Genomic DNA, 12,297 nt, shown 5'->3' with positions numbered 1-12,297 from the left:
GTGGAGTGGATCATGGGAGGCTGCGCGATGGACGTGCGTGCCGCCACGCCGGCCGACCTCGATGACATCGTCGACCTGCACACCCGGGCCCGGATCACCTACTACGGCGCTGGTGGGCTGCCCCTCGGCGAGATCGTCGACCCGGAACTCGCCCGGGAACAACGGGACGGCTGGACGGCGGCGATCGCCGCGCCGCACAAGCACGTGCGCGTGGCCGTCATCGAGGGGCGGGTGGTCGGCCTGCTGGCCATGGGCCCGCCGCACTCGTCCGAGGTGAATGCCGCGCAGCTCTACCAGATCCACGTGGACCCGGAGTGCTGGGGCCGTGGCGTCGGCAGCACGTTGCACGGGCTCTTCCTGCGCCACCTGGAGGCCGAAGGGCTGGCGGTGGGGGTGCTGGAGGTGTGGGAGCGCAACACCCGGGCCCGCGCCTTCTACACCCGGCACGGCTGGCGCCCCGACGGCACCACCCGCCCCGGCCCCGCCGCCGCCCCCTACCTGGGCATGCGCCTCCACCACCCCTGATTTCCGCCCGGCCCGGCTCGCCCTCGCGCCGCTCGCACTGCCCCGCCGCCCCGGCGATCTTGCGATTGTGGCCCAGAATTCGCCCTTTATGCCCTGATTGCGTGGGCCGAAACTGCAAGATCGACGGTGGGGAGGGGTGGGGGCGAGGGGAGGCGGGAACGGTGGCTAGTGGGGGCGGGCGGTGCGGGTGGCGTAGGTGCGCAGGGCCCGGAGGAAGTCGACCTCGCGGAAGCCGGGCCAGTACACGTCGCAGAAGTACAGCTCCGAGTGGACGGCCTGCCAGAGCAGGAAGCCGGACATCCGCCGTTCCCCGCTGGTCCGGATGACGAGGTCGGGGGCCGGTCGGTCCCCGGTGTAGAGGTGCGCGCCGATCGCCTCGGCGGTGAGGCGGGCCGCCGCCTCGGTGAGGGTGGCCCCGGCCTCCGCCTCATGGTGCAGCAGGCGCCGGACCGCGTCGGCGATCTCGGTGCGACCGTCGTAGCCGATCGCGACGGTGAGGTCGAAGCCGCCGGCCCGGTCCTGGGTGTCCTCCTCGGCCAGCTTCAACGCGTGCCGGGTCGAGTCGGGCAGGACGTCGGTCCGGCCGGCCACGTGCAGCCGCCACGGGCTGTCCGGTCGCCGCAGCGGCTCGGCGATGACCTCCTCGACCAGCCGCATCAGGTGCGCCACCTCGGCGGAGCCGCGCTTACGCACGTTGTCGACCGAGGCGACGAACAGGGTGATCTGCCGGATGCCCAGCTCGGCGCACCAGCCGGCCACCTCGTGCAGGTGCGCGGCGCCGTACCGGTGGCCCACCGAGGGATCGTCGAACCCCATCTGCCGCGCCCAGCGACGGTTGCCGTCCATCACCATCGCGACGTGCCGGGGCAGCGTCGCGTCGACGAGTCCGGCCCGCAGGCGACGGGCGTAGAGCCGACGGATCATCTCGACCATGGCGTCTCCTCCGACGCGGCGCGCGGGTGCTCGCCGTCAGCGGGGGGCGGACAGGGAGCGGTACCAGGTCTTCTCGGTGCCGGCCAGGCTGAACGTCTGCTTGGCGTCGGTCTGTTCGACCACCACCAGGCCGGGCCGGTCGACCAGGCGGGTGGTGCCGGGCGGGGCGGCGAACGACGCGTCCCGGGTACGCCAGGTCAGCACCGCGAGCGGCTGCCCGGGCACCGGCAGGTGGTAGGCCTGCAGCGTGGTGGACCGGTCGGCGGGGGAGACCACCGGGGTGCCGCCGCCGGCCGGGCGGTAGACCACCGCGGTCATGGTGCCGGTGGCCGTCTCCCAGCTGAGCTGCTCCAGGTCGCCCGGCTCCCCACCGCCCAGGGCCACCTCGCCCAGCGACCGGGTCGCGATCTTCGCCATCGGCCAGGACTCGGGCGCCGAACGGGGCGCCTCGCGGTCGCCGAGGCGGCGGGGGAGGCTGCCGAACGGGCCCCGCTCACCGGCCAGCGCGCAGGTGTCCAGCCCGGTCAGGGCCCGCTTGCCGGCGCCGGTCTCGTCGCGCACCAGCGGGTAGCGGGGCGCCTCGGTGGCCGTACCCAGGTCGAGGACGCGGTCCGCGGCCCGGCCGCGCGGCAGCGACGGGGTGGGCCGCAGCGTCGCGGTCAGCTCGACGGCCCGGCAGGCCGGCACGGCGACCGGGTCGGTCACGCCGTCGGCGCCGCCCAGTACCCGGCCGTCGGGGCCGAGCAGGCGTTCCACCCGGGCGGAGGTGAGGTAGCGGCGGCCCTCGGGCTGGCGCACCGGCAGCACGTCGGAGTAGACCAGGTAGCCGGGGTCGGTGTACTCGGTGGCGTGCGCCACCCGCCAGCGCTGCCCGTCCCGGTCGAGTTGCAGCAGCCAGGAGGCGGCCTCGCCGGGCACGTCCGCGGCGACCAGCGCCAGCGCGGAACCGGCGACCTGGCCGGAGAAGAGAATGCCGGAGGAGGGCACGTGCACCCGGTCGTCCACCGGGGACCGCCAGTCCCGTACCGCCTCGGTGATCCCGGCGGTGGCGGCGGCGTCGCGGGCCAGGCTGCCGCGCGGCGGCCAGACCGCCAGGGTGCCGTCCAGGCTGTCGTAGCCGACCCGCAGGTCCTTCGGCTGCCGGTCGGCGACCGGTCCGCAACCGACCGTGACCAGCAGCAGCGCGGCCAGCGCGGTGCCCGTCGTAGCGCCTCGGCGGGCTGAAACCACCCTGATCCCCTCGCCGGTCGTCGGTCGGAAGCCCACATGGTACGAGACGACCGGTCGCCCGGCCGAGCCCGGCTCACCCGTTCGTCGCGGAACGTGACGCGCGATTCGTGCGCCAATATCCGGCTCCGGTAGACTCCGCCGACTGTGACGCCTGCCGAGACCCGCGGCGCCTCGACGCCGGCCGCCGACGCCCCGACGGGACCCCGCTCCGTCACCCTCGACCGGCCTCCGGTCACCCGGCCGGCCCCGCCGGCCCCCGCCGATGTGCCGCCCCCCGCCGACCCGGCGGACGAGGCCGCGCCCGCCGCGCGTCGCCGGTGGCGGTGGCGCTGGACGCGCCGCCGGATCGACCTCGTCGTGTACGGCGGTTTCCTGCTCGCCGCGATCTGGGTGACCAGCGGCATCTGGGCCGACCCCGCCGGCCGGGTGGCCGCGCTCTACAGCAGCGACCCGGCGCAGGTGCAGTTCTTCCTCGCCCACTCGGTGCGGGTGGTGCTGCACGGCGAGTTCCCGTTCTTCACCGAGCAGTTCAACTACCCCGACGGGGTCAACCTGATGGCGAACACCGCCATCCTGGCGCTCGGCATCCCGATGGTGCCGGTGACCCTCCTGTTCGGACCGGCGGTCTCCTTCGTCACGCTGGTCACGCTCGGCCTGGCCGGCACCGCCGCCGCCTGGTACCGGGTGCTCTCCCGGCACCTGGTGCGCCACCGGCCGGCCGCCGCCGTCGGCGCCTGGTTCTGCGGGTTCTCACCGGCCATGCTGTCGCACGCCAACTGGCACCCGAACATCATCAGCCAGTTCCTGCTGCCGTTCATCGTCTGGCGGGTGCTGGTGCTGACCCGGTCGACCCGCCCGGTCCGCGACGGCGCGCTGCTCGCGCTCCTGGTCACCGCGCAGGCGTTCATCAACGAGGAGATCCTGCTCTTCACCGCCATGGCGCTGGGCGTGTTCCTGCTCGCCGTGCTGGCGCAGCAGCGTGCGCGGTGGGCCGCCGCCTGGCGACCGCTCGGCGCCGGGCTCGCGGTCTGCGCGCTGCTCGCCGGCGCGCTGCTGGCGTACCCGCTCTGGGTGCAGTTCGCCGGGCCGATGGCGTACCACGGGCTCAGCGACACGGTGCGTGACTACGGCAACGACATCGCCGCGTTCTTCGCCCCCGGCTCGCCCACCTTCGGCGGCAACGAGCGGGCCAACGTCAACCTCGCCCCGAACTACTCGGAGGAGAACGCCTTCTTCGGCTGGAGCCTGTCGCTGCTCGCCGTGGGCATCGTGGTCTGGCTGCGCCGGGACGTGGTGGTCCGGGCGCTGGCCGCGACCGGGCTGTTCTTCGCCGTGCTCTCGCTCGGCGAGCGGATCTCCTGGTGGGACCGGGAGCTGGTCACCGGGCCGTGGGAGCTGCTGGTGCGGCTGCCGCTGCTGGACGCCGTGGTGCCGACCCGGTTCGGCATGATCACCGGCGTGACGGTCGCGGTGCTGCTCGCGTACGCGGTGCGCAGCGCCTGGGTGCTGCGGGGCGTGGACCGGCGTACCGCCCGCACGCTGACCGCCGCCGGCCTGGTCTTCGCGCTGCTGCCGATCGCGCCGATGCCGCTGCGGGTCACCACCCGGCCGCCGGTGCCGGAGTTCATCACCGCCGACCGGTGGCGGCAGTACGTCGGGCCGGACCAGACACTGGTCTCCGTGCCGGTGCCGGCGATGGGCAACACCGACCCGATGCGCTGGGCCGCCAGCACCGACCTCGACTTCAAGATCCCCGGCGGCTACTTCCTCGCCCCGCGCAACGGCGTCACCGGCGACCCGGGCCGCTTCGGCGGCCGGCCCAGCGGCATCGGGGAGATGCTGGAGGAGGTGGCGTCCACCGGGCGTACGCCGAAGCTCGACGACCGGCAGCGCCGCCGCTTCCTCGACGAGCTGCGGCACTGGAACGCGGCGGTGGTGGTGCTGCCGCTCAACGAGCAGAACGCCGAGCCGCTGCGCCGGACCGTGGAGCAGCTGGTCGGCCCCGGCCGGCAGGAGCTGGACGTGTGGTTGTGGGACGTCCGGACACTGACCAGCCGCTCCGTCTGACCGGGGCGGACCGCCCCGGCCGCGCGCCCCGGCGCCGGTGGCGGCCCCGCCCGGTCGACGCGCTCGTGGTGGCCGGCTACCTCGGTCTGGCCGTGCTGCTCACCACCGACCAGTGGCGCCGGCCGGAACGGCTGTTCCACCAGGCCGGCGACCAGATGCTGTTCGAGTGGATGCTGGCCCGGGCGGCCCGCGCGGTGACCGGCGGGGAGAACCCGCTTTGGAGCGCCGCGCTGAACGCCCCGGACGGCGTGAACCTGATGGCGAACACCTCGGTGCTGGGGCTGGGCGTGCCGCTCACCCCGGTCACCGTGGCGTTCGGCTCGCAGGTGGCGTTCCTCGTCGCGGTGACGCTCAGCCTCGCCGGCACGGCCACCGCCTGGTACGCGCTGCTCGCCCGCCGGCTGGTCCGCTCCCGGTCCGCCGCCGCGGTGGGCGGCCTGGTCTGCGGCTTCGCCCCCGGCATGGTGGCCCAGGCCGGCGCGCACCTGCACATGGCCGCCCAGTTCCTGGTGCCGGTGATCCTGGCGCTGGTGTTCCGGCCGGCCACCGACCGGGTCCGCCGCGACGGCGTGCTGCTCGGGCTGGCGGTCGCCTACCAGGTCTTCCTCGGCGAGGAGGTGCTGGTCTTCCTGGCCCTCGCGGCCGGGGTGCTGGCCGGGGCGTACGCGCTGGCCGACCGGGCCGCCGCCCGCCGGCTGGTCCCGGTGGTGGCCCGTCGGCTGGGTATCGGCGCGCTGGTCGCCGGCGTGCTGCTGGCGTACCCGTTGTGGTTCCAGTTCTTCGGGCCGGGCCACTACAGCGGGATGCCGTTCCACACCCTGGGGTACCGGCTGGACCTGGCCTCGTTCACCGCCACCGCGCGGCAGACCGTCGCCGGGGACGCCCACCGCGCCGGGCTGCTGTCGCCGAACCCGACCGAGCAGAACTCGTTCTTCGGGCCGTTCCTGCCGCTGCTGGCGCTGCTCGTGGTGGTGCGGCTGTGGCGCCGGCCGCTGGTGCGCGCGCTCGCCGCGTGCGGGCTGCTGTTCGCGCTGCTGTCGCTCGGCGCGAGCGTGGTGCTGAACCGGCACGACACCGGGGTGCCCGGCCCCTACCGCCTGCTCGCCGGGGTGCCGCTGCTCGACCTGGTCGTGCCGGCGCGGTTCGCCCTGGTGTGCGTACCGGTGTGCGGGGTGCTGCTGGCGTTGGCCCTGGACCGGGTCCGGCGCTCCGGCACGCGCGCCTGGGCGCCGTGGGCCGGCGCGGTCGCCGCCGCGCTGCTGCCGCTCACCCCGACGCCGATCCGCACGGTGCCGGTGACGCCGGTGCCGGCCGTGGTGTCCGGCGGCGGCTGGCAGGCGTACGTCCCGCCGGGCCGGACGCTGGTGCCGGTGCCGCCGGTGACCGGGGCGGCGGTCAGCCCGGCCATGTTCTGGTCGGCGCGCACCGGGCTGGCGTTCGACGCGCCCGGCGGCTACTTCATCGGCCCGCACTCGGCGACCGACCCGACCGCCCGCTGGGGCGCGCCGGACCGGCCCACCTCGCTGCTGCTGCGCCGGGCCGCCGAGACCGGCCAGGTGCCGCCGGTCGGCGACGTGGAGCGCCGGCAGGCGGTCGAGGACCTGCGACACTGGCGGGCGGCGGCGCTGGTGCAGGCCGACTCGTCGCCGGCCGACCCGGTACGCGCCACCGTGGACGCCCTGGTCGGCCCGGGCCGGGACGTGCCCGGCGGGCACCTGTGGGACGTCCGCCCCCTGCTCGGCTGACGCACCCGGTGCCGTGCAAGGAGGGGCCCCCTTTTAACGCCCCGTGTTAAAAGGGGGCCCCTCCTCTACCGAATACGTTAAGAAGGGGCCCTTCCTTACACGCGGTCGCGCACGTCCCAGAGCCAGACGTCGTCGACCCGCTGGGCGGGGCCGAGCAGCGCCGTCATCAGGTCGCGCAGTACCGCCTCGCGCGGGTTCGCCCCGAGCACCACCACCGACGCCCGCCAGAAGCGCAGGTCCTCGACGGCCTGCCGGCGGTTCTCCTCGGTGATCTCCGGGACCCGGTCGGCGTCCATGGTGGAGTAGATCAACGTGCTGGTGGGGCGGTTCGGGGCGCCGAAGACGCCCTCACCCCGCTCGTTCGGGCCGATGAAGTAGCCACCCGGGATCGGGAACTCCTGCCCGGTCAGCGCGCTCCAGCGCAGCGTCGGCAGCCCGTGCACGTTGCTCGGGATCGGCACCGGCACCAGCGTCCGGCCGTCCGGCACGTAGGGGCGCCAGCCGCCCGAGGTGACGAAGTGCGGCGGCGGGTCGATCTGCTGCGCCGGCAGCGGGCGCGGGAACAGCGGCAGCAGGGCGGCCGCGATCGCGGCGTACCCGACCAGGCGCAGCCCGCGCCGCCGACGGGGCCCGGCGCCCGGCGCGGAGGCGCCGTCGCCGGCGCGCGGGGCGGGCACCGGGGCCCGGCCGTCGCGGGCCAGGGCGTCCCAGGCCAGCGCCAGCAGCACGCCGACCGCGCCGACCACCACCAGGCTCAGCCGGGTCGGCATCATCATCTCGACCAGTGGCAGGTCGTCCGGCACGTACGCCCACGGGCCGTCGACCCCGGTCTCCACCCCGTCGAAGCGCACCTTCGGCCCGATCGAGGCGACCGTGAACACGACCACCAGCACGGCCAGGATCCGGGCCGGCACCGACCGGCGCGCCAGCAGGACCAGCGCGACCAGCCCGACCAGCACCAGCGGCCAGCCGAACCAGGTGTTCTGCTCGGTCAGCCCGATGGTCTTCTCCACCGCCTCGTCGCCGGCCACGGTGTCCCGGGCGAAGGTGACGAAGGCCATCAGGTCCTCGCCCCAGTTGTGGAAGACCCCGCCCTGCAGGCCGCGGTAGGACTGCGGGCCGTTGAACTGGAACCAGATCGGGTACGCGGTGAGCAGCAGCGCCACCCCGCCACCGACCCCGATCGCGGCCAGGAACGCGCCCGCCCGCTCCCGCGTGGCGCGCGGGCGTTGCACCGCGTACGCCACCACGACGACCAGGCAGGCCAGCGCGGTGAGCAGCAGCATCTCCTCGTTGATGAAGATCTGGTACGCCACCAGCAGCCCGAGCGCCACGCCGTTGCGCCGCCAGCGGCCCGGCTCGCCGAGGCGCAGCACGCGGGAGACGATCAGCGGGAGCAGGAAGTTCGACACGAAGTTGGGCTGCCCGTTGGCGTGGTGCACGATGCCCGGGGCGAAGCCGAGGAACGCCCCGCCGACGAAGGCCGCGCCGCGGGAGCGGACCAGGTGCCGCGACAGCACCCAGTACGACGTGGCGGCGGTCGCCGACAGCGCCGCGCCGAGGTAGAGCGCGTACATCACCTGCGGGCCGAGCAGCATGGTCAGCGGCGCCAGCGGCAGCGTCACCCCGAGCAGCGAGGTATTCGCCATCATGTTCACCCCGTCCGGCGCGTTCTGCCGGGCGGTGAACAGCGGGTTCTCCAGGTGTCGCACCGAGTAGGCGCCGTGCGCGAAAAGCCACTCGAACCAGCTGTGGTCGGTCGGCAGGTGCGAGGAGACCCGGTGCTGCACGTCGCCCCAGTAGTTGAGGCAGACGAGAACACCGAGCAGCGCATAGGCTCCGATGGCCAGCACGTCGGCACGGGCCGGTCGGCGACGCGGCCGACGCGGCGGGTCGGACACGCCGGTGTCGACCTCGACGGACGAGGAGTTCAGCGAGGGGTCCACCACCGGCACGGCCACGACGGGCCATCGTACAGGCGGTCCGGGCGCGGTCCGGTCACGACCGGGCGACGGTCCGGCGGCGCGGAGAGGGGTGCTCGTGACCGTCATCGACCTGGGTGAGCTGCGGGACGGCGCGGTGTCCGACGTGCCGGGCCGGGCGCCGCGTGCGGTCGGCCGGCCGTTCCGCGTGCTGGTGGTGCTGCTGGTGGCGCTGGTCACGCTCGCGTCCGCGACGCCACCGGCGCGTCCCGCGCAGTGGACGGTGCCGGGTGGCACCGGGGCGTCCGCGTTCGTCGCCGGTGACCGGGTGTACGTGGTCCGGCCGTTGGACTGGCGGCCCGGCGCGCTCCGGGAGGTGGTCGCCTACCGGGACGGGCGGGAACGCTGGCGCAGCCGGCTGCCGACCCCGGGCGAGGTGGTCTCGGTGTGGGAGATGGGCGACCGGGTGCTGGCCGCCGGGCCGAACGGGCCCGACCAGGCGTGGCAGACGGTGGCCCTGGAGGCGGCCACCGGCCGGCTCAGCTGGCGGCAGCCCGCGCTCGGCTACCCGGCCGGTGACGCGCTCCTGCTCCAACCGACGACCGCGTCGGGCCCGCAGGAGGTACGCAGGGTGGCGGTCGCCGACGGCCGCACGTTGTGGACCGCCCCCGCGACGCCGGATCTGCGTTTCGTCCTCGGGCCGGCGGGGGTCGAGGGGCTGCTGGTGGTGCCGGAGAGCGGCGAGACCGTGGTGCTGGACGCGGTCACCGGTGAGCGGCTGGCCGCCCGTGACCTGCATCCGGGGGAGCTGCCCACCCAGCGGCGGGTGCTGACCGCCGGCGACCTGGTGCTGGAGATCCGGGAGGACGGCGTCGCGGCCTACCAGCGGGAGACGCTGCGCTCGCGGTGGACCGCCGACCTGCCGCTGCTGGACTACGTGGACACCTGCGGCGACGTGCTCTGCGCCAGCCGGCAGACCGGCGGCATGTGGGGGCTCGACCCGGCCACCGGCGCGGTCCGGTGGGCCACCGACCGGTGGTTCGGCGTGATCCGGGTGGACGGCGGGCGGCTGCTCGTCGGGGCCGGCGACGGCGACGGCGGTGGCGGTGGCGGGGACCGCCTGGCGATGCTGGACGCCGACGACGGGCGGCTGGTCGCTGACCTTCCCGGTTGGGCGGTGGTCGCTCCGAACGAGTTCGGCGACCGGCTGTTCCTGACCCGGCCGCTGGGCGGCGGGCGGCTGCTCCTCGCCGAGCTGGACCTGCCCGCCGGCCGGCTCCCGGTCCGGGGCGTGCTGTCCGGCGTCGACTGCTCGGCCGGGCGCGTGCTGGTGGTGTGCCGGGACCGCGACGGCGACTTCACGGTGCGGCGGCTGCCATGAGCGCGCTCATCGACCTGGGTGAGATGCGGCACGGCGGGGACGGCGACGAGCCGCTTCCCGCGTCGCCCCGGCGTCCTCCGGGTCGGGTCGCGCGGGTGGTGGCGCTGGGCTGCCTGGCGCTGCTCGCGGTGACCGGCGCGGTCGCGCCGGCCCGGCGCCCGGCGCCGGTGCGGGTGCCCGCACCGCAGGGGGCCGCGTTCGTGGTCCTCGCCGACCGGCTGATGGTGGCCGACGGGCCGGGGACGGTCGGCCGGGGCGGCCGGGTGGTCACCGGGCACCGGCTGCCCGGCGGGGAGCCGCTCTGGCGGTTCAGCCTGCCCGCCGGCGACCACGTGCTCGGGCTGGGCGTCGCCGCCGGTGGGCTCCTGGTCACGAGCAGCCCGGCCGGCGCCGGCGACACGCTCTCCACGCTGCTCGACCCGGCCACCGGCGCGTCGCGCTGGCGGCAGCCCGGCTACCCGGTCGCGACCGCGTCCGGCGGCCTGCTGCTGGAGAGTCCCCGGGCGGCCGGCGCGGGCAGCGTGCTGGCCGTCGACCCGGGCTCCGGGGCGGTGCGGTGGACGCTGCCGATACCGGCCCAGGGGGTGGCGTACCGGACGGACGGCCACGGGGTGACCCAGCTCGTGCTGGTGACGCCGGACGGGCGGGTGGCCGTGCACGACGCGGACACCGGCGCGCTGGCGCACACCGGGCGGGTGCCGGCCGCGCCGGACGGCGTCTCCTACCGGTACGCGCAGGTGGTGGCCGATCTGCTGCTGGTCGACGGCGGTCCGGGCACGGTCACCGCGTACGGGCTGGACCGGCTCGACGCCCGCTGGACCGTGCCGGTGCAGGAACGCGCCGGGCTCTGGTTCACCGACTGCGCCGGCATGGTCTGCCTGCGTGACCAGGTCGGCGGCGCCCGGACGCTCGACCCGGCGACCGGGCGGCCGGCGTGGACCGACGAGCGGTGGCTCGGGGTGTACCCGGTCGGCGGCCGCCTGCTCGCGGCCACGCCCGGGATCGGCCTGGAGCTGGACCGGTGGGTGCTGGAGCCGACCACCGGACGGGTGCTCGGCCGGCTCGGGCGCTGGCGGATCACCGGCACGGACCGGGAGGCCGGCCGGCTGCTCGGGCTGCGTCACCTCAGCGCGGACCGGACGCTCGTCGGCGTGCTGGACGTCCCGGCCGCGGAGGCGCGGATCCGGGCGGTGCTGCCCGGCTCGTGGGACGAGTGCGCCGACTCGGGCACCGTGCTGGTGTGCCTGCGCCCGGACGGCGGGCTGACGCTCTGGCCGGTCGGCCGCTGATCACCAGTTGCGCTGCGCGGGCGGCGCCGGCAGCGGCACCGACTCCGGGCGCACCACGTACGCGATCCCGCCGCTGCCGCCCTGCCAGGCCGCCTCGAACGGCGCCCGGGGCACGGTCCGGCGGACCCGCTCGTCGTCCGGCGCGTACGGGTCGTTGAGGACCGGGTCGCCGTCGTCGGTGAAGCCGACCAGCACGACGAGGTGCCCGCGGGTGTCGTAGTCCAGCCCGGGGACCTGCCCGGCGGTGAACGCCGCCGAGACGATCAGCGGGATGCCGGCGGCGACGAACCGTTCCGCCTCGGCCAGCGACCGCAGCCGGGTGACGAACGCGTCCACCCCGTGCGTCGCCGCGTACGCGGTGTTGAACGGCCAGTTCCCCGCCCCGGCGTACGCGTGGTCGTAACAGTGCCGGGCGGCGTGCACCACCACCGGGCGCGGGCCGGGCGGGTCGACCCAGGCGTAGCGCTCCGGGGCGGGGCCGGCGCCCCAGAAGTCGAGCACCATCGACACACAGGTGGGGCTGCACCAGGAGTCCCCGCCGCCGCCCCAGCGGGTCTCCCCGCCGGCGTGCAGCCGCTGCGCGTACCGCGGCACGTCCAGCACCCGACCCCGGGCGCCGGTCTCCTCCGCCGCGCCACCGTCGACCCCGGTGTCGGTGTCGGCGTCGGCGGACGCGACCACGCCGACCGTGCGCAGCACCGGGCCGGCGGGCGCGTCGGGCCGCCGGAACAGGGTCACCCGGGCCTGCCAGCCGGTCACCGTCGCGTCGGTGACGCGGAGCGTGTCGGCCAGCACCCGGGCGTGGCCGTCGGCCTGGCCGGGCACGGACGAGCGGTGCACCGCGCTGTCGTCGGCCGCCCAGCGGCCCAGCTCGTACCAGCCGGTGGTGGCGGCGTCACCGGCCCAGCCGCGCAGCTCCACCCGCAGCCAGCAGCCGGGGGGCGTGTCCGCGGTCCAGGAGGGCACCAGCTCGGCGGCGGCGAAGCCGACCGGCACCACCGGGGAGGTCCACGTCCCCGCGGCGTAGTCGACCGTGGTGCCGGAGTGCGGATCGGTGTGCGTGACCGGCTCCGCGGTCCCGTCGGGAGTCAGCCCGCCCGGCTCGGCGCGCAGCCCGTCCACGCGGCCCCGGTCCCGGTCCGCCGGGAAGCGGAACCGGTGGTGTGCCACGTCGCGGCCGGGGTGGACGGCGGTCATCGGGGCTC

General features: G+C 75.9%; 9 protein-coding genes. 5 read left to right on the top strand and 4 right to left on the bottom strand.

All coding sequences use genetic code 11. The features are described 5' to 3' along the window. The first annotated feature begins 27 nt into the window (after window positions 1-27). The gene (locus GA0070622_RS25120) at window positions 28-525 is read left to right on the top strand and encodes a GNAT family N-acetyltransferase (RefSeq protein WP_245666809.1); all 498 of its coding nucleotides are present in this window, start codon (window positions 28-30) and stop codon (window positions 523-525) included. Window positions 526-690: 165 nt separating this feature from the next. Here GA0070622_RS25120 and uppS read toward each other — a convergent pair whose 3' ends face one another. Both uppS and GA0070622_RS25110 read right to left on the bottom strand, forming a co-directional pair. Beyond that, window positions 691-1,458 (bottom strand): polyprenyl diphosphate synthase, encoded by a 768-nt coding sequence (uppS, locus tag GA0070622_RS25115; RefSeq protein WP_091579507.1) that lies wholly within the window; start codon window positions 1,456-1,458, stop codon window positions 691-693. A 36-nt stretch (window positions 1,459-1,494) separates the two neighbouring features. After that, window positions 1,495-2,688 (bottom strand): hypothetical protein, encoded by a 1,194-nt coding sequence (locus tag GA0070622_RS25110; protein WP_091583941.1) that lies wholly within the window; start codon window positions 2,686-2,688, stop codon window positions 1,495-1,497. A gap of 264 nt (window positions 2,689-2,952) precedes the next feature. On the opposite strand from GA0070622_RS25110, the gene GA0070622_RS25105 reads away from it, so the two are divergent. Together GA0070622_RS25105 and GA0070622_RS25100 are read left to right on the top strand one after the other, a co-directional pair. Continuing rightward, the gene (locus GA0070622_RS25105) at window positions 2,953-4,755 is read left to right on the top strand and encodes a DUF6311 domain-containing protein (protein WP_425412791.1); all 1,803 of its coding nucleotides are present in this window, start codon (window positions 2,953-2,955) and stop codon (window positions 4,753-4,755) included. Beyond that, window positions 4,713-6,500, top strand: a complete 1,788-nt coding sequence (locus tag GA0070622_RS25100) for a DUF6311 domain-containing protein (protein WP_091579500.1) — start codon at window positions 4,713-4,715, stop codon at window positions 6,498-6,500. The genes GA0070622_RS25105 and GA0070622_RS25100 overlap by 43 nt, the downstream gene beginning before the upstream one ends. A 95-nt stretch (window positions 6,501-6,595) precedes the next feature. On the opposite strand, the gene GA0070622_RS25095 is transcribed toward GA0070622_RS25100, so the two are convergent. Beyond that, on the bottom strand, window positions 6,596-8,461 hold the full coding sequence (locus tag GA0070622_RS25095) for a DUF6311 domain-containing protein (protein ID WP_091579497.1): 1,866 nt from the start codon (window positions 8,459-8,461) through the stop codon (window positions 6,596-6,598). Window positions 8,462-8,540: 79 nt separating this feature from the next. On the opposite strand from GA0070622_RS25095, the gene GA0070622_RS25090 reads away from it, so the two are divergent. Further along, window positions 8,541-9,803, top strand: coding sequence for an outer membrane protein assembly factor BamB family protein (locus GA0070622_RS25090; protein ID WP_091583937.1), 1,263 nt, complete (start codon window positions 8,541-8,543; stop codon window positions 9,801-9,803). Then, on the top strand, window positions 9,800-11,092 hold the full coding sequence (locus GA0070622_RS25085; RefSeq protein ID WP_091579493.1) for an outer membrane protein assembly factor BamB family protein: 1,293 nt from the start codon (window positions 9,800-9,802) through the stop codon (window positions 11,090-11,092). The genes GA0070622_RS25090 and GA0070622_RS25085 overlap by 4 nt, the downstream gene beginning before the upstream one ends. Here GA0070622_RS25085 and GA0070622_RS25080 read toward each other — a convergent pair whose 3' ends face one another. Further along, window positions 11,093-12,289, bottom strand: coding sequence for a peptidase C39 family protein (locus GA0070622_RS25080; RefSeq protein ID WP_245666805.1), 1,197 nt, complete (start codon window positions 12,287-12,289; stop codon window positions 11,093-11,095). It lies immediately after the preceding gene. Window positions 12,290-12,297: the final 8 nt, after the last annotated feature.

Source organism: Micromonospora sediminicola (assembly GCF_900089585.1).
GTDB lineage: Bacteria > Actinomycetota > Actinomycetes > Mycobacteriales > Micromonosporaceae > Micromonospora > Micromonospora sediminicola.
This window is presented reverse-complemented; position numbering and strand designations above follow the sequence as displayed.